This window comes from Deinococcus aerophilus (assembly GCF_014647075.1).
In the GTDB taxonomy this organism is placed as follows: Bacteria; Deinococcota; Deinococci; order Deinococcales; family Deinococcaceae; genus Deinococcus; species Deinococcus aerophilus.
Genome location: NZ_BMOM01000002.1, coordinates 143,815 through 164,456, shown reverse-complemented (window position 1 = coordinate 164,456; position 20,642 = coordinate 143,815). Strand labels below are relative to the sequence as shown.

17 protein-coding genes are annotated in these 20,642 nt (G+C 68.9%); 9 read left to right on the top strand and 8 right to left on the bottom strand.

The annotated features are described in order from the left end of the window. Positions 1-163 precede the first annotated feature (163 nt). Complete coding sequence (locus IEY21_RS02220) at positions 164-946, top strand: lysophospholipid acyltransferase family protein (RefSeq protein WP_188900900.1); 783 nt, start codon at positions 164-166, stop codon at positions 944-946. Between the two features lie 16 nt (positions 947-962). Here IEY21_RS02220 and IEY21_RS02215 read toward each other — a convergent pair whose 3' ends face one another. The 5 genes from IEY21_RS02215 to IEY21_RS02195 all read right to left on the bottom strand — a co-directional run bounded on the left by IEY21_RS02215 (position 963) and on the right by IEY21_RS02195 (position 6,752). Then, complete coding sequence (locus IEY21_RS02215; RefSeq protein WP_188900898.1) at positions 963-1,706, bottom strand: tetratricopeptide repeat protein; 744 nt, start codon at positions 1,704-1,706, stop codon at positions 963-965. An 8-nt stretch (positions 1,707-1,714) separates the two neighbouring features. Next, positions 1,715-2,782: a flavin-containing monooxygenase gene (locus IEY21_RS02210; RefSeq protein WP_188900896.1), complete on the bottom strand. Its 1,068-nt coding sequence runs from the start codon at positions 2,780-2,782 to the stop codon at positions 1,715-1,717. Between the two features lie 15 nt (positions 2,783-2,797). Further along, positions 2,798-4,369, bottom strand: a complete 1,572-nt coding sequence (locus IEY21_RS02205) for a dihydrolipoyl dehydrogenase family protein (protein ID WP_188900894.1) — start codon at positions 4,367-4,369, stop codon at positions 2,798-2,800. 348 nt (positions 4,370-4,717) lie between these two features. After that, positions 4,718-5,866, bottom strand: coding sequence for a family 1 glycosylhydrolase (locus IEY21_RS02200; RefSeq protein WP_229752795.1), 1,149 nt, complete (start codon positions 5,864-5,866; stop codon positions 4,718-4,720). A gap of 10 nt (positions 5,867-5,876) precedes the next feature. After that, positions 5,877-6,752 carry an SDR family oxidoreductase gene (locus IEY21_RS02195; RefSeq protein ID WP_188900892.1) on the bottom strand — a complete coding sequence of 292 codons (876 nt, stop codon included), beginning with the start codon at positions 6,750-6,752 and terminating at the stop codon, positions 5,877-5,879. Between the two features lie 224 nt (positions 6,753-6,976). On the opposite strand from IEY21_RS02195, the gene IEY21_RS02190 reads away from it, so the two are divergent. After that, a complete protein-coding gene (locus tag IEY21_RS02190) occupies positions 6,977-8,110 on the top strand; it encodes a PQQ-dependent sugar dehydrogenase (RefSeq protein WP_229752794.1) in 1,134 nt (377 codons plus the stop codon). 352 nt (positions 8,111-8,462) lie between these two features. Here the strand turns inward: IEY21_RS02190 and IEY21_RS02185 are convergent, their stop codons facing one another. Further along, positions 8,463-9,437, bottom strand: a complete 975-nt coding sequence (locus IEY21_RS02185; protein ID WP_188900890.1) for a ParB/RepB/Spo0J family partition protein — start codon at positions 9,435-9,437, stop codon at positions 8,463-8,465. Beyond that, complete coding sequence (locus IEY21_RS02180) at positions 9,427-10,239, bottom strand: ParA family protein (RefSeq protein ID WP_188900888.1); 813 nt, start codon at positions 10,237-10,239, stop codon at positions 9,427-9,429. The genes IEY21_RS02185 and IEY21_RS02180 overlap by 11 nt, the downstream gene beginning before the upstream one ends. Before the next feature lie 126 nt (positions 10,240-10,365). Here IEY21_RS02180 and IEY21_RS02175 point away from each other — a divergent pair, with 126 nt between their 5' ends. Further along, positions 10,366-12,216, top strand: coding sequence for an ABC transporter ATP-binding protein (locus IEY21_RS02175; protein ID WP_188900886.1), 1,851 nt, complete (start codon positions 10,366-10,368; stop codon positions 12,214-12,216). On the opposite strand, the gene IEY21_RS02170 is transcribed toward IEY21_RS02175, so the two are convergent. Then, positions 12,211-13,458: a sensor histidine kinase gene (locus IEY21_RS02170; protein WP_188900884.1), complete on the bottom strand. Its 1,248-nt coding sequence runs from the start codon at positions 13,456-13,458 to the stop codon at positions 12,211-12,213. The genes IEY21_RS02175 and IEY21_RS02170 overlap by 6 nt on opposite strands. Before the next feature lie 121 nt (positions 13,459-13,579). Here IEY21_RS02170 and IEY21_RS02165 point away from each other — a divergent pair, with 121 nt between their 5' ends. The 6 genes from IEY21_RS02165 to cydB all read left to right on the top strand — a co-directional run bounded on the left by IEY21_RS02165 (position 13,580) and on the right by cydB (position 20,626). Beyond that, positions 13,580-14,035, top strand: a complete 456-nt coding sequence (locus IEY21_RS02165; RefSeq protein ID WP_188900881.1) for a response regulator — start codon at positions 13,580-13,582, stop codon at positions 14,033-14,035. A gap of 20 nt (positions 14,036-14,055) precedes the next feature. Then, complete coding sequence (locus IEY21_RS02160; RefSeq protein ID WP_188900879.1) at positions 14,056-14,733, top strand: N-acetylmannosamine-6-phosphate 2-epimerase; 678 nt, start codon at positions 14,056-14,058, stop codon at positions 14,731-14,733. A gap of 118 nt (positions 14,734-14,851) precedes the next feature. After that, positions 14,852-16,528: an ATP-binding cassette domain-containing protein gene (locus IEY21_RS02155; protein WP_188900877.1), complete on the top strand. Its 1,677-nt coding sequence runs from the start codon at positions 14,852-14,854 to the stop codon at positions 16,526-16,528. Further along, entirely contained in the window at positions 16,525-18,150 is a 1,626-nt protein-coding gene (gene cydC, locus IEY21_RS02150) for a thiol reductant ABC exporter subunit CydC (RefSeq protein ID WP_229752793.1), read from the top strand. Before IEY21_RS02155 ends, cydC begins: the two co-directional genes overlap by 4 nt. Further along, positions 18,147-19,562: a cytochrome ubiquinol oxidase subunit I gene (locus IEY21_RS02145; RefSeq protein ID WP_188900874.1), complete on the top strand. Its 1,416-nt coding sequence runs from the start codon at positions 18,147-18,149 to the stop codon at positions 19,560-19,562. The genes cydC and IEY21_RS02145 overlap by 4 nt, the downstream gene beginning before the upstream one ends. Further along, positions 19,559-20,626: a cytochrome d ubiquinol oxidase subunit II gene (gene cydB, locus IEY21_RS02140; RefSeq protein ID WP_188900872.1), complete on the top strand. Its 1,068-nt coding sequence runs from the start codon at positions 19,559-19,561 to the stop codon at positions 20,624-20,626. Before IEY21_RS02145 ends, cydB begins: the two co-directional genes overlap by 4 nt. Positions 20,627-20,642: the final 16 nt, after the last annotated feature.

Below are 20,642 nucleotides of genomic sequence, written 5' to 3'. Positions count from 1 at the left end.
TCGGCCTTCCACCCCACACACCGCGTTTCAACCCCTCAGGTGAACCCCTATTCCACCCACCACGCCGCTGCCAGACGATCCGGCCGAACTGCATTTCCGCCCCCAGGGGCGGACGGCCCGCCTGCGCTTTGAGCTTCTGGGGCGGCCCCTGCTGTGGTGGAGTATGCGCGGTGCCTCGCGGCTGCCGGCGCACCTGAATCCTGCGCAGAGGCAGCAATTTCAGCGGCGACTGGGCGAACGGTTTCTGCGGCACCTGGACGTGCATCTGCAGGTCCGGGGCACCGGGAACATCGGGGCCGGGCCGTATCTGGTGGCTTCGCTGCACGAGGGCATCGCGGACGTGCTGTGTCTGCTGCGGCTGCCGCTGCCGCTGCGCTTCGTGGCGCGGCGCGAGATCTTCGGCTGGCCCGCCATCGGCCCCGCGCTGCAGGGACTGGGACACGTCTCGATCAATCCTGAACACCCGCTGGGGGGCTTCCGGGGGCTGTGGCGCAGCGCCGAGACCATTCTGGCCGGGGGCGAGAGTCTGGTGGTCTTTCCGCAGGGCACCGTGGCGGGCATCCAGAGCGACTTCCAGCGTGGGGGGTTCGAGGTGGCCCGGCGGGTGGGGGTGCCGATCCTGCCGGTCGCGATCACGGGAACGCACCGCGTCTGGGAGCATCCGTTCTCGCCCACGCTGCGCTACGGACAGGCGGTCACGGTTCAGGTTCTGCCGGCCATCTCCGTCGAGGAGATCCGGGACGCATCCCTGGACGCCCTGCGCGTGCGGACCCGCCGGGCACTCAAGGCGGCGGCCCTGGCCCCGGGCATGCCGCCCGCCCGGTTCTTCGAGCCGGAACGCGACGGGTACTGGGACGGCTACCGCCTCGACATCGACCCGGATTTTCCGGAACTGGCCCGCCGGATGGCCGAACACCGCGCTGCCCTGCTCAGAGACGCCGGCTGAGTCGCTTCAGAAGCTTCTACCTTCCGGCCAGTGCTCTGAGCCGCTCACGCACCGTGTTCTGGTCATCACGCTGCCAGTAGGTTTGCGGCGTCAGGGTCAGGGCCGCCTCCAGCACCGTGCGGGCTTCCCGCCTCAGCGCGTCGGCGCGGCGCGGCTGGGACCCGGCGAGCAGCAGCAGGCTGTCGGCGTAGCTCAGCCGAAAAAAGACCTCGTTCGGCTCCAGGGTGATGGCGCGCTGATGGGCGGCACGCATGGCCGTCTCGCTGGCTCCGGAAGCCAGGGCGACCAACCCCCCCATGCCCAGCGCCTGCGCGTGCCAGGTGCCCAGACCCATCCACGCCCGCGCCTGCCCCGGATCGAGCGCGGTGGCCCGCTCGAACAGCCGCCGGATTTCCGGGCCGACCTGGGTGGCCCGCAGGAGGCCCGCGCCCGGCAACTGAAGCGCCAGCGCATTGGCGAGTTCCACGTGTGCGGAGGCCCACTGCGGATCGGCGGCCAGGGCGGTGCGCGCCGCCGCTTCCGAGCGGGCATAAAGCTGCCGCTTGCGCTCGGGCGTGGATGCGAACGCCGCCTGCCCGACATACACCCGGGCCAGCAGGGCCAGCGAGGGTGCGTCGGAGCGGCCCGCAAGCAGGGTGAAGGCCGCGTCGGGCTGGCCGCGCAGCAGGGCCGCCAGGGCGTCATCGGTGGCGGCCGAGAGGACACCCGGCAACAGCAGGCTCACGGCGAGCCACAGGGTCGTGGGGATTAGACGGCGCACGGCAATTCTCATTCCTCCGGAGGGCGGGCCAGGTAACGGTCAAGCTGCTCGGCAACCGCCCGGGCGTCCGGCCCAGCGGCGCGCACGGTTCCGGACGCGATGGTCCGCTGCCCGGGCAGGCCTACAAAATACAGCCCGGCCACCGTGGTGCTGGCCCCCAGGTGTTGCCGGGGCTCTCCCCGTTCATCCAGCGCCGCTCGCGGCAAGAACCCACCGTTCCAGCCGTAACCGGTGGCGAAGATCACCGTCTCGACCGCCTCCTCCTGGCCGTCGGCCCAGCGGACCCCCTCGGGCGTGAAGGCGGTGAACATGGGCCGCATGTCGGGGTTGCCCCCCCGCAGGGCCGCGCGCAATCCCGGCACGGCGATCACCGGCTGGGCATCGGGCACCCGCCCGAACACTCCCAGGGGCAGCCGCTCCACGCCGGACCAGGCCAGCCAGCCGGTGAGATCGTGGCCCAGTGGGCGCTGGGGAACCAGCCGCGGCGGACGCCGCACGGCCAGCGTAACCTGCGTGCGCTCCCCGGCCCGCAGTCCCAGTTCCGCCGCGATCTGCGCCGCCGAGTTGCCGGCTCCGACCACCACCACCCGCTGCCCGGCGAAGGGTTCCGGATGACGGTAGGCCGAGGAATGCAGGCGCGTGCCGCCAAAGTGTTCCTCACCCGGCAGCCGGGGACAGTGCGGCTGCCCGAAGGTGCCGGAAGCGGCCACCACGCTCCGGGCAGACCAGCGGCGGCCATCCCGGGCCACGACGGTCAGGCGGCCCTGGTCTGCCGTTACCCGGATCACCTGCGTCCCCGTCTGGACCGGCAGGTGAAAGTGCGCCGCGTAGGCCCGCAGGTAGGCGGCCATTTCGTCACGCGGGGGATAGTGGTCCGGATCGCCCGGATACGGCAGCCCGGGCAGGGCCGAGTGCCGCGCGGGCGTGAACAGGGTCAGGCTGCTGTAGTACGCAGGCCACGATCCCTCCGGAGAACGGCCCGCTTCCAGCACGGTGAAGGACAGCCCCCGCCGCTGCAACCAGTAGGCCGTCGCGAGTCCGGCAGAGCCCCCACCGATCACGACGGCGTCCAGCATGTGACTGGGTTCCATCTAGGTGGTCGCCGGACGGGCCAGACCCGCTTGCTGGCCGGAGGCTGCGCGGCCCGCCCGGCGCCGACCGAAGGCCGGGCCGTCGGTAAACAGCCCCAGATAGGTCTGCCGGACCGCCTCGGCGTAGGTGGGGTAAGAGACCGGCAACAGCGCCAGCCGCAGCGGATGGATGTTCAGCCGGGCGGGCAGGCTCAGGGCCTGGATCAGTTCTCCGGCGCGGGGTCCCACAACCTGCGCTCCCACCACCTTCAGGCCCAGCGGCGTTCCGAAGACGCCGCCCACGGTGACGAGTTTGACGAACCCCGTCTCGTTCTCAGTGGCCGCCCGGTCCAGCTGGTGGAAGTCGTAGTCCACGACCACCACCCGGTCGCCGTGGCGTTCCACGGCCTGCACCTCGGTCAGGCCCCAGTGCGCCACCTCGGGATCGGTGTAGGTCACCCACGGAATGTCCTCGACGTGGGCGGCCGGGGCGCGCAGGGCCGCCGCCGCCCGGCCCCACCACGCCAGCGCTCCCAGCCCTGCCAGAATGCCGCGCTCGGTGGCTCCGTGAGTGAATTTGGGCCCACCCACCACGTCGCCCGCTCCCCACAGCCACGGGCAGCTCACCGACTGCATGTTCGCGCCTACTTTCAGGCCATGTCGGTCGTAATCTGCGCCAATCACGTCCAGCCCCAGCCCCTCGACCCGGGGACGCTTGCCGGTGGCGATCAGCAGGTGCGTGCCCTCCATGGACGTGCCAGACGCCAGATGCAGCCGCATCCCCCCGGCGGTGCCCTCCACCCGAGCAGCGGTGGCGTTCAGATGGACCGCCACGCCCTCCCGGCGCAGGGCCTCCAGCAGCGCCCCGGAGGCCTCGGGTTCATCCTGGGGCAGCAGCCGTGGACCTTCCTGCACGGTCGTCACGCGGCTGCCCAGGCGGGCGAAGGCCTGAGACAGCTCGCAGCCGATGGGCCCACCCCCCACGACCAGCAGGTGCTCCGGCCGCTCCGGCAGGTCAAAGACCGTCTCATGGGTCAGAAACGGTACGCGGTCCAGGCCAGCAATGTCGGGCAGGGCCACCTCCGAACCGGTGGCGAGAATGAACTGCCCCGCCATGACCGTCCGGGTTCCGTGGGCGTGCCGCACCTCCAGCACGTGCGGAGAAACGAACGTGGCCTCGCCGCCGATCACGGTGACCCCCCGGCGCTCCAGAGCCTGTGGACTGTCCACCTCCTCGAAGCTGTCGATGACCCCGCGCAGTTCACGCTGGACCACCGACCACTCGGGCAGCCCACCGACTTCCAGGCCCAGACCCCGGGCCGCGTGGGCGGTGTGAACCCGTTTTGCGAGGGACAGCAACGTCTTGGACGGCACGCACCCGGTGAACAGGCACTCGCCGCCGGTCCGGTCGCGCTCGACCAGGATGACCCGGCGCTTCATGGCCGCGGCCAGGGTCGCCGCCGTGAGCCCCGCCGACCCGCCGCCAATCACCACCACATCGGCCTTGAGGGGAGTGGTGCCCAGATCGGTCGGGTGGGCCCAGGCGGGCCGGCGGTCCGCCTGGGAAGAGCCGTCTGCAGAAACTGATGTCATGTGAACCTCCTGCTCCCAGTGTGCCGTTTCACCACAGCGGCCACATACCTGCGCCGACGCACGGCCTTCATCAAAAGTCAGGCGGGGCCTGCTTCCGCGGATGGCCCCGCCTCTCCCCTATCCTGAGACGCTCCCTGTTCTGGCACCTTCCCAGCCCCCCATCGCTCAGACCTCGATCCTCAGGGTCGCAGGCTGATCGGTGACTTCAAACAGCTCACTGTGCGGAGAGATGGTGATCTGTCCGAAGTTCTCCAGCAGATTGCGCTAGGCCCCGGCCACCGGATGGGGCTGGCGGTCCAGGTCATACAGGCCGTTGATATTGACGGTTCCCCTCTTCTCGGCCAGCTCTCAGTCGATCTGGTCGGTCAGGCTGTACCACGTGAAGCCCACCACGGGGGTGCCCTCCTGACGCAACCGCAGCACGTTCATCCACTGCTTCCACAGCCAGGTGGGGGCCTGCTCCGCGTCGGCGACGTTGGTCTCGGTATGAAAGACCGGCTTCTGATAGCGCTGGTAATAGCCCTTGACGATCTGATACCACCCGAAGACGTCCTCGGCCATCAGCATCTGATCGTCGGGCGTGATGATCTTCTCGTTGTGGCCGTAATAATCGCTTCCCATGATCTGGTGGCCCGGCGGTTCCCCGGCCATGAACCACTCGTATTCCTCCCGGGTCAGGCCGTTGTCCATCAGATACAGCAGAACGTCCGCGTCGGGAGCAACGGCGTAGTTGAGATCCAGTGCCAGAAAGCGCAGGCGGTTTTGCATCGAGATCTCGGGCCGGGGCTGGGGGCTGGCGTCGTGCAGGTATTCGGCACTTTCGGCCTGCACAATGATCGTATTGGACCGCACCCGGGCGATGGCCTGACAGGCCAGGATATTGGCCGCCACGCCATGTTTCAGGGCAGTTACGAAGCCGCGTTCGGATTTGAGCTGTTCGTTCCACAGCCCGTCCTGCGCGCTCGCCTTGGCCGTGACGTAGATCTCGTTGACCGGAGTGTAATGACGCACCCAGGGGTAACGCCGGGCCACGGCCTCGGCGTAGGCCGCAAAGTGGATGGGCAGTTCCGGGTTCTGGTAGTTGCCCAGCCAGTCGGGAACACCGAAGTGCATCAGGTCCAGAATCGGCGTGATGCCCAGGCGCTTCATCTCGGCCATGACCTGATCGGCAAATTCCCAGTCATATTTGCCAGGACCCTGATGAATCCGGTAGTACGGCAGCCCGTAGCGCAGGTACTGCAGGCCCAGATCCTTGACGAGGTGCAGGTCCTCCTGCCAGCGCTCGTAGTGGCGGCACTCTTCCAGCTCGTCGCGCCGGACCTTGCCCTGCTCAATGGTGGGGTACGAGCATTCGATGCCGGTGGCGAACATGAAGTTGCTGGGTTTACCGGTGGGCAACCCCTCGCCGCTGCTGCCGGCGGCGCCCCCGTACTCGTCTCCGGCGTAGTTACCGTCTCCCAGTTCCCTCTTGATGACCTCCAGAAAGCCCCGGCTCACCGGCGTCCCATCATGAATCGCTCGAGAGCTTGCCGCCGGTCACGTGCAGCAGCGAACCGGTCACGAACGAGCTGTCCTGGCACGCCAGGTATACGTAGGCCGGGGCCAGTTCCTCGGGTTGTCCGGGACGGCCCAGCGCGACCTCGTGGCCGAACTTCTGGACCTCCTCCAGCGGCATGGTGCCGGGGATGTTGGGGGTCCAGACCGGCCCGGGCAGCACAGCATTAACGCGCACGCCGTTGCCCAGCTGACCGAACTGCAGGGCCAGCGATTTGGTCAGCGCGTGGATGCCGCCCTTGGACGCCGTGTAATCCACCAGGATCGGGTTGCCGGTTTCACCCACGATCGAACCTGTATTGACGATCGCGTCGCCGTCCCCGAGGTGTGGCAGCGCCGCCTGCACCATGAACACATATCCGAACAAGTTGGTCTCCACGGTGCGCCGCAGCTGCTCCTCGGTGATGTCCAGAATGCTGTCCTGGGTTGCCTGAAAGGCCGCGTTGTTGACGAGCACGTTCAGGCCCCCGTACGCGTCTACCGTCTGCTTCACCGCGTCCACACACGCGGCCTTCTGGCGCACATCCGCCCTGATCACCAGGCACTGGCCGCCGCGCTCCTCGACCATCTGCCGGGTGGTCTGGGCATCGTCATCATTCTCGTTGTAGACGATGGCGACCCGCGCCCCTTCCAGCGCGAAGGCCAGCGCCACCGCCCGGCCAATGCCGCTGTCGGCCCCGGTGATCAGCGCCACCTTGTCCTTCAGCTTGTCGGCGGCGCGGTACCCACGCAGTTCAGTCTGAGGCTGAATGTCCATTTCAGACTGCTTGCCCGGGTAGGGAATCTTCCTGGCGTCCTTGAAGTCCTTCGAGGTGGGTCTGTCGCTCATGGCTTCCTCCTGAGGTCCATCCTGGCCATGTGGCCGGCGCGAGTATGTTGCCCGGCCCACCGGCCCGCCTGCGTCAAGGAAAGATCAAGGAACAGGCGTGGCCCCCGTGGACGGCCCGGTTTCGACCTGCTGGTGGGACGATCAGTCTCCTTCCACCCCGCCTCTTCCAGAGAGGCTTTAGCCAACCGGCTCATGGAGCTCATCTGCCGGCCGTTTGCTGGGATATGGCTCCCAATCCCTGGCTGCGCGCGCTTGGAACTTCCCTGGCCCTGCTGACGGCCCTGACCTCATGTGCCATCATGCGTGGTCCCAACACGGCGGCCCCCAACCTGGGACTGACGCTGCCTCCGGGCTTTCACGCGGAGATCTATGCAGAGGGCTTCAAGAAACCCCGCCTGATGGCTCTGGCCCCCAATGGCGACATCTTTGTCAGCGACGAGAAGGGCGGCACCGTCACGGCGTTGCTCGACCGGGATGGCGACGGTCGGCTGGACCGCCAGCAGGTGTTTGCCTCGGGCCTGAATACGCCCCACGGATTGGCCTTTCATGACGGCGCACTGTACGTGGCCGTTACCGATGCCGTGCTGCGTTTTCCCTACAGCAGCGGAGATGTGACGGCGAGTGCCCCGCCGCTGGTGGTCACGGCCCTACCGGGTGGGGGCCGGCATTATTCGCGCACGGTGGTCTTCGGACCGGACGACCGTATGTATGTGGCGGCGGGCAGCACCTGCAACGTCTGCGAGGAGCAAGACCCCCGCCGCGCCGCTGTGTGGGTCTACGACGCCGACGGACAGAATGCCCGCCCCTTTGCTACCGGACTGCGCAATGCGGTCGGTCTGGAATGGTTCGGGGACGCGCTGTATGCCACCGCCAACGGCCGCGACCTGGCCGGCAATGACCTGCCTCCCGAGGCCTTTTACGTTCTGAAAGAAGGCCAGAACTATGGCTGGCCCTACTGCTATCCGGTGGCTCCAAACACCCCGCAGGTATGGGACCAGGACTTTGGCAAGAAAGGTCCGGCGTACTGTGACCAGGCTCAGCCCGCCTTCGCCACCACCACCGCCCACGCCGCACCCCTGGGCCTGGCCTTCTACACGGGTACGGCCTTTCCCACCGAATACCGCAACCTGATGTTCGTGGCCCTCCACGGATCATGGAACCGCGAGCCGAAATCCGGCTACAAAGTCATCACCGTCCACCCCCAGACGGGAGAGGTCAGAGACTTCGTCAGCGGATTCCAGAGCGGTCCAGTCACCACCGCCCGGCCGGTGGATCTGCAGGTTACCCCCGACGGCGCCCTGCTCCTGACCGACGACGGCAACGGCCTGATCTACCGACTAAGCTACCGCGCTCCCTGAGGCCAGGCCCTATACGCCTTTCCTCGTCCAGACCGCCAAACCGTGTGGGCCTGCAGAACTCCACGTTCCCGTTTCACCCCTGTCGCCTCCGGCCCGGGCAGAGGCGGCACCGCCGGGAATCCATACACCTGCCGGCCGAGCGCCATCCCACGGCCACCGCCTGAGCCCGGAGTTCAGCAGCGACGCAAAGTTCAGCGTCACCGCCAGACACCACATCGTTATCTCAGGGGCCGTCGCAAATTGCTGCGACGCCAGATCCAGTCCGTACCATTCGGTCAGGCACAGGAACCCCACAGGGGCCAAGTGCCGGAATGAGTGAATCTGTTTCCTCCTGCCTGGCGCAGGTGTCCGGTCAAAGGTGCGGGTCTGCCGCCGTCTCCCCTTGCGTGTCCAGCTCGCGCTGCAACCGGCGCAGCAGGGCCACCACACGTTCCCGGCGGCGGGGATCGAGGCGGTCGAGTTGCCGGACCCCCAGGCGGCCACGCACATCGGCGGCCAGCCCCCGCCACGCCTGACCCTGGTGCAGGTCCACCACACGGGTCAGTTCCTTGAGGGGCGCTCCCCCCAGGGCCCGCTTCAGCAGCTCGGCGCGCAACACCTCATCGTCCTGACGGTGAATCAGCAGGGCGCTGCGGCCGGCCATCTTGCCGTCACGGACCGCTCCCAGCAGTTCGTCGGGAAGCTGAAGCAGCGGCAGGTGGTTGGTGGCGAACGATTCCCAGCTCAGCGTGCCCAGCTGACCGAACAGCCGGCGCAGCGTCTCCACCTCGTCCCGGGCGGAGTCCGGCGCGTTGCGCAGGGCGTGCAGGCGCCGGCCCACCTCCTGTGCCAGACGCGACAGGCTGGTGCCCTCCCGGACCTGCAGGCCCAGGGCGTCCTGCACCAGCAACAGCCGGTAGCTCGCTTCATCGACCGGGTCCAGATTCTCACGCTGCAGGTTCTCGACCGCACTCAGGCGCCGGGCATCCACGTCGTCGATGTTCAGAATCAGGCACGGCAGGCTGGCCGACACCTCGCCACCCAGGGTGGCCTGCTCCTCCTCGCTCAGCCCCAGTTGTGCGGCCACTCCCGGATCGGCGGCCCGCCAGCGCCGTTCCCCGGCGATGATCTCGTAGTGTCCGCTGCGCTGCGGATGCGGGCGCACCAGCAGGTTCTGACGTACCCCCTCTGCGCGGATGCTGCGCGCCAGGGCCAGCAGGCCCGCACGGTCAAAACTGCGGCGCGGCTGCCACGCCGCAGGAATCAGCAGGTCCCGGCGCACGGCCCGCACGGTGCCCTGGGCCGCCACCTGCGCCAGCCCGCTGCCCAGCAGGTCCTCACGCGCCACGGGGCACTCCCGCGACAGGAGCCGTGCCTGTGACTTCCAGAAAACGCCCGGCCACCGCCATTACCTCGGCGCGGCCCTCCCCCCGGTTGAGGTGGGGCACCGGGATCGAGCGTTCCATGGCCGCTGGATACAGTCCCGGACGGTGCTTGATCACCCCGAGCGTGCCCCCGAACAATTCCTCGATCTCGGCGAGGTACTGCCGGGCCAGCACGGTGTTGGGAGCCTGGGTAACCACCGGCGGCAGCACCTGCAGGCCCGGATTCAGCCGCTGATAATGCCCCTTTTCGACCCGCGAGCGAATGAACGATCCGGCCCGCAGGCCCTTGCGGTTGGGTGGCATGGGCAACAGCACCCGGTCGGCGGCGAGCAGCGCCAGCGTCGCCATGTCCCCCAGCGTCGGGTTGGTGTCGATGATGACGTGATCGTAGGTTCCTGAGGCACGCACCTCGTCGAGCGCGTAGCGCAGGCCCACCACCATGCTGATGTCTGCCTTCAACTCCTTTTCCAGGTTGTAGAGGGTGATGGAGCTGGGAATCAGGTCGACGCCGAACACGGACAGTGGAGTGGGCAGTGGTCCGGTTCCCAGCACCGCCGGTCCGATGGTCTGGGCAAAGGAGTCCTCGGCCCGCTCGTACTGCTCGTCCATGTCGGCTCCCAGGCTGACACTCAGGTCCGCCTGATGGTCGGCGTCTATGAGCAGGACGCGTTGCCCCAGCAGGGCCAGCGCGGCGCTGAGGTCGCGCGCCGTCGCGCTTTTCGCCACACCTCCGGCATAACTGTGGACTGTGGTGATCAAGGTCATGGACCCTCCTGACGTTCTAGAATCACGTGATTCTAACCCGATGCGTTCTCTGGATGCGGCGGCGGCGTGCCGCTCCCCAGGGCGCCTCACTGTTGCGCTGCGGAGCGTGCGGCACACTTCAGCCCTATGACCGACCTGAAACAGCGGGGCCCGCCCGGCGTGCCCTCCCCCACCGGCTCCGTCGAGGAGGCGGTGGGCCTGCGGCGGCGCCTGGGCGACCTGCGGTCCACCCTGACGCTGGTGTGGCGGGCCAGCCCGGGACACGGCGCAGCCTACGTGCTGAGCAGCCTGAGCGCCAGCGGCCTGCCCGCCGCCAACCTGTATGTCGGCAAACTGCTGCTCGATGAGGTGGCCCGCGCAGCCGGGGGCAACGTGACCTATCTGGCCCTGCTGACCCTGCTGGGCATTCAGGTGGCCCTGGGCATCCTGGGCAATGTTCTGTCCACTGTACAAAACGCGTCTCAGCAGCTGCTGGGAGACAGCCTGCAGTACACCGTCAGCCAGCGCATCCTGAACAAGGCGGCGGGGTTGAGTGTGGAGGCCTTCGAGAACGCCGAGACCTACGACCGCCTTCAGCAGGCCTACCGCGAGGTGGGCTCACGGCCCCTGGGGGTGGCCACCCAGCTTGTGGCGCTGGCAGGGGCGGTCGTCACGCTGGTGTCGGTGGGGGCGCTGATGGCCCGGCTGGGGCTATGGGTTCTGCCGCTGGTGCTGCTGGCGAGCGTGCCGGGGGTGATTGTCAGCAACCGCTTTGGCGTCGAGGGCTACCGCATGCTGCGCCGTCAGACGCATGACGCGCGCGTACAGAACTACCTGGGCAGCCTGCTGACGTCCGACACGCTGGTCAAGGAGGTGCGGCTGTTCGGCTTCGAGGGCCATCTGTTGGCCCGCTGGCAAAGCTATTATCAGGGCTTCCGGCGACAGCTCGTGCAGCTGGTGCGGCGCCGCTCGGCGTGGGGACTGGCGGCCTCGCTGTCATCAGCGCTGCTGATCGGACTCGCCAGCGCCCTGATCCTGCGCCGCGCCGCCGCCGGACAGATCAGCGTGGGAGATTTCAGCATCTTTGTTCTCGGCATCGCACAGGTCCAGGGCACGGTGGGCAGCCTGCTCAACGGCGTCAGCGGCATCTACCAGAACCTGCTGTACATGCGCAACCTCTACAGCTTTCTGGAACTGCCCAGCCGCGATCTGGACGCCGGCGACCCCTGGGAGGGGGCCATCGAGACCATTGAGTTCCGCAACGTGGGCTTTCGCTACCCACTCACCGACCGCGACGTCCTGCGCGACGTCAGCTTCACGGTCCGGCGCGGCGAAGCGCTGGCGCTGGTGGGGGAGAACGGAGCGGGCAAGACCACCCTGGTCAAGCTGCTGACCCGGCTGTTCGAGCCGAGCAGCGGCACGATTTTGCTCAACGGCCTGGACGCCGCCCGCTTCAGTCCGCGCAGTGTTCAGAAGCAGATGAGCATCATTTTTCAGGATTTCGGGCAGTACCAGATGAGCGCCCGCGAGAATGTAGCGCTGGCCGAGGCCGACCGGCTGACCGACGAGGACGGGGTTCAGGCGGCGGTCCAGCAGGCGGGCGCAGGTTTTGTGGACGGCCTGCCCGCCGGTCTGAACACCCCGCTGGGCCGGCTGTTTCAGGGAGGACGGCAGCTGTCGGGCGGCCAGTGGCAGCGTCTGGCCCTCGCCCGGCTGTACTTCCGGGACGCCTCGGTCCTCGTCTTCGATGAACCCACCGCCGCCCTGGACGCCCGCGCCGAGGCCGAGACCATCGAGGCGCTGCGTGCCCAGACCGGGGACCGCATCACCCTGCTGATCTCGCACCGCTTTTCCACCGTCCGCCTGGCCGATCAGATCGTGGTGCTGGAGGGCGGCGTGGTGGTGGAGGCCGGCAGCCACGCTGAACTCATGGCGCGGCGCGGCCAGTACGCGGCGCTGTACGAGTTGCAGGCGCGGGGCTACGCGGCCCCATCATGACCCTGGCGAAGGGCGTTCGGCCGCGGTCCCCTGGGAGGATGCCAGCGCTGGGTCGCCGGTAGGGGCCTGAAGCGACGGCAGGGTGAAATGAACGGCCGTGCCGCCCCCGGCCCCGGGGACCGCCTCGATCCAGATGCGGCCCCCGTGCCGTTCCACGATCCGGCGGCATACCGCCAGACCAATGCCGTTGCCACCGACCGATTTGCGCGAATGCAGGCGCTGAAACAGCACGAAGACCTTGTCGGCATGCTGGGGTGCAATACCGATCCCGTTGTCGCGCAGCACGAAGTGAACCCGGTCCTGCTCGGGGTTGCCGGAAAGCTGCACGTGCAGGGGGGCGGCCGAGCGGAACTTGAGGGCGTTGCCCAGCAGGTTCGCCAGCAACTGCCGGACCTGGGCCGGGTTGGCCGACGCCTGCGGCAGGTCCGCGCCGCATTCCACGCGGCCGTCGGACGGCCACGGCAGCGAGTCCCGGACCTCACAGCAGATGGCCGCGAGGTCGGTGGGCTCGCGCGGCGGATTGGGGGCCACGTCGGAGAGGGTCAGCACGTCGCGGACCAGCTGCCGGGCACGGTCGACCTGCTGGGTGATGCGCAGTAGATAGGTGTCGGCCCGCTCATCGAGCTGCTGACCCCGGTAACGGTGCCGCAGGATATCGGCGTAGGCTCCCAGGATTCTCAACGGCTCTTGCAGATCGTGCGAGGCAACGTACACGAATTGCGAGAGCTCATCGTTGCGCTTTATCAACTCGGCATTGGTGCGCTGCAGGGCCTGCTCGCTGGCCTCCAGCGCCACGGTCCGCTCACGCACCCGGGCCTCCAGGGTGACGTTCAGCGAGATCACTTCCAGCTCGGCCAGCTTGCGCCGGGTGATGTTCTCGTGGGCGACCAGGGCGTAGCACTCTCCATCTTGCCGAAAAGCGGTCACGCGGGCAACGTAATACCGCTGCTCGGTCTCGGAATGACACGGATATTCCAGCTCGAACATCGCCTGCCCCGCGAGCACTGCTCGGATGCCCGCAGCGACGGCGTGGGCGTGGGCGGCGCCGTCTCCCACAGCCGCGTCGCACAGGTGCAGGTAATTGGTCCCCACGTCATCGCCGCCGCCGTTCGCTCCGGCAAACTCCACCCAGGCCCGGTTGACCGTGACGATCACGCCGTTCTCGTTCAGGATCGCGAGGTTGGCCGAGAGAGCGTCCAGGGCCGCAGACGCGAAGTGAACGGGCGGCGGACGACGGGACATGCCCGCACGTTAACATCCCGTGCCCGACCATCCGGCGAGCGAAACGACAGTCTCGCTGGCCGCCGCACCCTCCCTTATGCCCTGTTTTCATAAAGACGGCTAGGCCTTTATAATCGGGCCAATGGACCGACCGCCCTTTCATTTGCTGCTGGTGGAGGACGAGCCGGCAGACGCCGCGCTGTTCGAGGACATGCTGGCCGAGCAGGACCAGGAGATCATGGTGCACCATGTAGAGAACGGTCAGGAAGCCCTGGACTACCTGCTGGGGCCCGTTCCCGGTCCGCGGCCGCAGCTCGTGGTGCTGGACCTGAACATGCCGGTCATGGACGGCCACGAGTTTCTGGAACGGGTCAAGGGGGCGGCCGAAGTTCGGACCATTCCGGTGCTGGTCCTGTCCACCTCCGAGCATCCTGACGACATCGTGCGGGCCTACGACGGACAGGTCAGCGGCTACGTGGTCAAACCCGGCAGCTATGAGGACTACACCCGGGTGCTGGAGACCATCCGGGCATACTGGCTCGGGCTGGTGCGCCTGCCGCGGCTGGAAGACCTGTCGCTGGACCGGATGCGCCATTGAACCTGCGTCCGGTCGCGCCTGTGCCCGACCGCTCTGTCCTGGACCGGCTGGCCGGGCAACTGGTGGTCTCGTGTCAGGCCGATCCCGGCAGTCCGCTGCGCGATTCCCAGACCATCGCCCGGATGGCTCTGGCGGCGCAGCGGGGCGGCGCGGCGGGGCTGCGGATTCAGGGCTTTGAGGATGTGGGTGCGGTGCGGGCCGCCTGCGCCCTGCCCATCATCGGTCTGACCAAGACCGACCGGGCAGACACCGACGTGTACATCACGCCCACCGCCGAGGAAGCCGCCCGCCTGGGTGAGCTGGGCTGCGCCCTCGTGGCCCTGGACGCCACCGGGCGGCCCCGGCCCCAGCCGCTGGCCGAACTGTTCGCCGCCGTCCACGCGGCGGGCGCGCTGGTCATGGCCGACATCAGCACCCTCGACGAGGCCCACACCGCCATGACGCTGGGCGCCGATGTGGTGGGCACCACGCTGGCGGGCTACACGCCCCACAGCCGGCAGCTCAGCACGCCCGACTGGCTCCTGATGGACGAGCTGCGGGCGGCCGGGGTGCCCTTCGTGGCTGAGGGCCGGATTCACACCCCACACGACGCGGCCCGGGCGCTGGACCACGGCGCGGCCTTTGTGGTGGTCGGTTCGGCCATCACGCGCCCGGATGTGATCACGTCGTGGTTTGCCGGGGCGCTGCGGGGCGAGTAGGGGAGAGGAGAAGAGGACCGGGCACGCCCGGGCGGTACAACATTTGCCCTTTCGGGCGGCCCCAGGCCTGAGGACGCCTGACCTTGTGTCGCCCGGTCCGGCAGCGCAGGCTGCGGCCATGGCATTCCAGACGCGGGTTCAGCGGGTCGGGATTCAGCGGGCGCCGCCCACGCGCCCGGCGCTGCGGGAGCTGGCAGTTTCTGCGGGGGTACGCCGCCGGTTGCTGCTCAGCGCCGCCTTCAGCACGCTGGGTCTGCTCTGCACGGCGCTGGCCTTCGTACAGATCGCCGGGGCCATCGCAGCGTCCCTGCTGGGCGGCTCCCTTCCGGCGCCGGACACCCTGGCCCTGATCGCGGCGCTGCTCGCGGGCCGCGCCCTGGGACGAACGGGCCGTGAGTGGACCGGACAGGCGCTGGCCGCGCAGGAGGTGCGGGTGTGGCGCGGGCGACTGACCTCCCGGGCCCTCGCGCTGGGACCGGTGGCGCTCTCGGGCCGGCGCGGCGCCGATCTGGCCGCACTGGACGCCGAGCTAAGCCCGCACCTGACCCCATACTATGCCCGCTACCTGCCGGGCGCGCTGCACGCGGCGCTCGCGTTCGTGGTGGTGCTGGCCTTCACCTTCCGGCTGGACCCGGCCACGGCTGGCCTGCTGCTGCTGACCGGGCCGCTCACGGTGGGCTTCCTGGCCCTCGTGGGGCTGGCGACCGGGACAGCCACCGAGCGGCAGTGGGTCGCCCATACCCGCCTCTCGGCACGGCTGCTGACCGTGACCCGGCATCTGCCCACCCTGCATGCCTTCGGAGCGGTGGCGGCGTACCGGGAGGTGCTGGCGCAGTCCGCGGCCCGGCAGCGTGCCACCACCCTGGGCGTCCTGAAGGTGGCGTTTCTCAGCGGCTTCGTGATGGACTTTGCGGCCACCCTGGCCACCGCGCTGGTCGCCGTATGGACCGGCGTGCGGCTGTTCGGCGGAGAGGCGGCGCTGGCTCCCACGCTCGCGGCGCTGATGCTGGTGCCCGAGTTCTTCGGACCGCTGCGGCAACTGGGCGCCGACCGGCACGCAGCGCTGGACGCCGAACCGCTTGCAGGACGACTGTGTGACCTGATGGCCGCCCCGGTCGCGCCGTCGGGGACCGCGCAGGTCGGACCGTCCGTTCCCCATCTTCAGCTGGTGTCGGCCCGCGCCGAACTGACCCGCCCCACCGCGGCGCTGACCCTGGACCTTCCCCCCGGAACCCACGCCGCCCTGCGCGGCCCCAGCGGCAGCGGCAAGACCACCCTGCTGCACGCCCTGCGCAAGCATGTGCCGTATGCCGGCACGGTGCAGGTGGACGGCACGCCGCTCGACGCCCTGGAGGCCGCCGGCTGGCAGGCCCGGGTGGCCTTTGTGCCGCAGTATCCGCGCCTGATCGCGGCCAGCGTGACTGAGAACCTGAAGCTGTGGAACCCGGACGCCACCGAGGCCGAGGTCCGCCGCGCGGCCCAGGCCGTCGGGCTGGCCGAGGTGCTGGACGCCCTGTCTGCCGGCTGGAACACCCCGCTGGGCGAGGGAGGCGTGCAGCTCTCGGGCGGCGAGACGGCCCGGCTGGCCCTGGCCCGCGCGCTGCTCTCGGGGGCCTGCCTGATTCTGCTGGACGAGGTGACCGCCCACCTCGACGCCGGCAGCGAGGCGGAGGTGCTGGCGGCGGTCGGATCGGCCTTCGCGGACCGCACCGTGGTGCTGGCCACCCACCGCCGCGCTCCGGCGGAGTGGCTGGACGTGGCCCTGCAGCCCGCGCATGCGGGGGCCGCCGCGTGAGGGCCCTGAATCTGCCCACCGTGCTGGGCGTGCTGGCCGCATGTGCGGGCGTCGGGCTGGCCGCGACCTCGGGCGTGCTGATCTCGCGCGCCGCGCTGCGTCCGGCCGATTTCCTGAGCCTCACGCTGCTCGTCACGGCGGTGCGGGCGCTGGGCCTGGGCCGGGCGGGCCTGCGCTACGCCGAGCGCCTGACCGGCCACGCGGCGGCCCTGAAAGCCGGCGAAGGACTGCGGCTGCGCCTGTTCGATACCGTCTCGCGCTTCGGGCGCGACCTGCTCGCCTTCGAGCGCGGCGGCGACCTGCTGTCGCGTGCGGGACCCGATGTGGACGCTGCCCAGTTCCGGTTCCTGCGCGTGATCCTGCCGCTCGCCGCCCTGGCGGGGGTGCTCACGGTGCTGCTCGCCGGGCTGGTAGGTCTGGATCCGGGCCTGGCGCTGCTCGCAGTGGGGCCGCTGGGGCTCGCGGCCGGAGCGGTCTGGGCGGTGCGTCCCCGGGTGGCCCGGCTGGCGCGTGAGGAGGTCACCCTGTCACGCGAGCACGCCGCCCGCCTGCTGGACGCTCTGGCCGGGGGCGGCGACAACGCGGCCACCCACCACGCGCCCGAACTCGCCCGGCTCTCGGAACGGCTGGCCGGGGTGGCCCTCCGCCTGGGCCGGGTGAATGCCGGGCTGGCGCTGGCCCAGGAAGCGGCCTTCGCCCTCGCCGTCACGGGGGTGCTGTGGCGTGGGGCCGCGCTGGTGGGGGCGGGCGAGCTGAGTGGGGTGTGGCTCGCCGGCGTCGTGCTGGCCGCCGCCGCCGCCTTCGACGCCGCCGCGCCGCTCTCGGCCGTGCCCGCCGCTGACGCCGTGGCGGGGGCCGCCGGGCAGCGCCGCCTCGCGTTGGAGGCCCTGGCTCCAGCCGTGACCTCGCCCGACACCCCGGCGACCGTGCCCACCGGTCCCCTGCACCTGCGGCTGGAGAACGTCACGGTGCGCCGGGCGGGGCGCACCGTGCTGGACAGCCTGAACCTCGATCTGCGGGCGGGCGAGACGCTGGCGATCTCTGGCCCCAGCGGCGGCGGCAAGACCACCCTGGCGCGGCTGCTGTCCCGCGACCTCGATCCGGACGGGGGCCGCGTGACGCTGAACGGAGCCGATCTGCGCACCCTCGACCTCGCCGGGCTGCGTGCCCGCCTGAGCCTGCACGAGCAGGACGCCCCCCTGCTGGACGGTACCCTGCGCGAGAACCTGCACCTGGGCGACCATCGGGCCAGCGATGAACGCCTGCGCGCCGTGCTGGACGGGCTGGGCCTGGGCCACCTGGACCTCAACGCCTGGGTGGGCGAGGGCGGTACCCGGCTGAGCGGCGGCGAACGGGCACGGGTCAGCGTGGCGCGCGCGCTGCTGCGGCCCGCCGAGATGCTGCTGCTGGACGAACCCACCGCCCACCTCGACCCGGAAACCGAGCAGCGGGTGCTCGCCTTCATCGCCCGGGAATGGTCCGGGCGTGGTCTGCTGATCGTGACCCACCGCACGGCTCCGCTCGGGCTGGCCCAGCGGCACCTGATCCTGCGGGCCGGTCAGCTTGTGCCCGCGCCTGAATGCCCCGCTCAGACGCCCCCCACCCGGAGGCAAGCGATATGAACGAGATTTTTGGCCTGTCCACCCTGGATCTGTCGCGCTTTCAGTTCGCCACCACCAGCATCTTTCATTACTTCTTCGTGCCCTTCACGGTGGGGTTCGCGCTGATCATCGCCATCCTCCAGACCATGGCCTACCGCTCGGGCGACCTCCGGCTGGAGAACCTGACCCGCTTTTTCGGCCACCTGTTCTTTATCAATTTCGCCGTGGGTGTGGTTACCGGCATCGTGCAGGAATTCCAGTTCGGCATGAACTGGCAGGGCTTTTCCAACTTCGTGGGCAACATCTTCGGCGTGCCGCTGGCGCTGGAAGTGCTGATGGCCTTCTTTCTGGAAAGCACCTTTCTGGGGCTATGGTGGTTCGGCAAGGACCGGATTCCCGCTTGGGCGTCCCTGGCAAGCATCTGGATCGTGGCGGTCGGCACGGCCATCAGCGCCTTCTGGATCATCATCGCCAACGCGTGGATGCAAAACCCCGTGGGCTTCGAGCTTCAGGGGGGCCGCGCCGTGCTCACCGATTTTTCGGCGGTGGTCTTCAATCCCAAGGGGCTGCAGTGGTTCTCGCACATCTTCACCGGCGGCCTGACGGTGGCGGCCTTCTTCGTGCTCGCGGTCAGCGCCTACCACCTGCGGCGCAGGCACAACCCCGGGGCCTTCCGCACCAGTTTCAAGGTCGCCCTGCTCGTCGCCTCGGTGGGGTCGCTGGGCGTGCTGGCCTCCGGGCACGTGCAGGGGCAAACCGCCATTCAGGACCAGCCCATGAAGTACGCCGCCTTCAGCGCCCTGTGGGATACCCCGAAGGGCGTGGGCATGCCCGAGAGTCTGGTGGCCCTGCCCAGCAACGCCCTGCGCGAGAACCGCTTTGAGATCAGCCTGCCGTATCTGGGCTCGTTTCTGGCCTTCAACAACTTCACGGAAAAGGCCAGAGGCATCAACGAGTTGCAGGCCGAGTACGAGGCCCGCTACGGCCCTGGCAACTACATTCCCTGGGTCTGGCCGGTGTACTGGGCCTTCCGGGTAATGATCGGGCTGGGAGTGATCATGCTGCTCGTCAGTCTGATTTACGTCTTTCGCTGGCGACAGGGCAAGCTGGATGATCCGGGCCGGCTGTATCCGGTGCTGCTCGTCATGCCGCTCGTGCCGCATCTGGCGAATTTCAGCGGCTGGATCACCACCGAGATGGGCCGTCAGCCGTGGATCGTGCAGGGCCTGCTGCGCACCCAGGACGCGGTCAGCCCCCTGAATCCGCTGTGGGTGTTCGTGTCGCTCACCGCCTTCTGGGTGGTGTACCTCACCCTGATCGGCCTGGACATCTTTCTGCTCACCCGCACGGCCCGCGCCGGCATGCACGAGCCGGAAGTGGAGGCCCCCTCGCTGCCGTCGCCGCACTACCTGTCGGAAGGAGCGCGGCCATGAGCGCCGACCTGCCGGGCACGCTCGCCTCGGTATGGTTCTTCCTGATTGGGCTGACCTTCACCATCTACTTCTTTCTGGACGGTTTCACCTTCGGCGAGGGGCTGCTGCAGCCGTTTCTGGCGAAGAACGAGGCCCAGCGCCGCGCCATGATCGGCACGGTGGGGCCGTTCTGGGCGGCCAACGAGGTCTGGATCATCCTGGGGGCCGGAGCGATCTTCGCGGCCTTTCCGCTGTGGTACGGCACACTGCTGACCGCGCTGTACCCGATGTTCGCGCTGATCCTGCTCGCCCTGATCGGACGTGGGGTGGCCTTCGAATACCGCGCCGAGATGGACAATCCCCGCTGGCGCATCTTCTGGGACGTAACGGCCTTCGTGTGCAACGCGCTGCCCGCCTTTCTGTGGGGCATGATCATGGCAAACATGGTGCGGGGCCTGCCCATCGGTGCCGGTGGACGCTACGGCGGCGGCGTCAGCGAGACCATTGACCTGTTCAGCGTCATGGGCGGCCTAGCGACGCTGAGCCTGTTCGTGCTGCACGGCGCGACCTTCTTGCTGCTGCGGCTGGACCCGGCGGGCGACCTGCACCGCAAGGCCCGCCGCGCCGCCCTCACCTTCGGGGCGTTTGCCACGGTTCTGGTGCTGGGCTTCGTGCTGCTGGGCTTTGTGGGCCGGGAACTGTTCAATGCCTTTGGCCTCAGCGAGTGGCTGTTTCCGGCGCTGGCCGCCCTGAACCTGGGCCTGATCTGGTTGGCCCTGACGCTCAGGCGCGACGCGCTGGCCTTCGCTGCCACCGGCCTGACCATCGTGTTCTCCACCGCCACCATCTTCGTCAGCCTGTTTCCCAACGTGATGCCCAGCACCCTGGGCGCGGCCTATGACCTGACGGTGGTCAACGCCGCCTCTGAGCCGTATACGCTGCGGCTGCTGAGCTGGGCCTGCGGCATCTTCCTGCCACTGATCATCGCCTACCAGGGCTGGAACTTCTGGGTCTTCCGCCGCCGGATGCAGGGCAGGGACCACGCCGAGGACGGCCAGATGGTGTACGGCCAGGACGGACCCTAGAGCACCCCCAACAGCA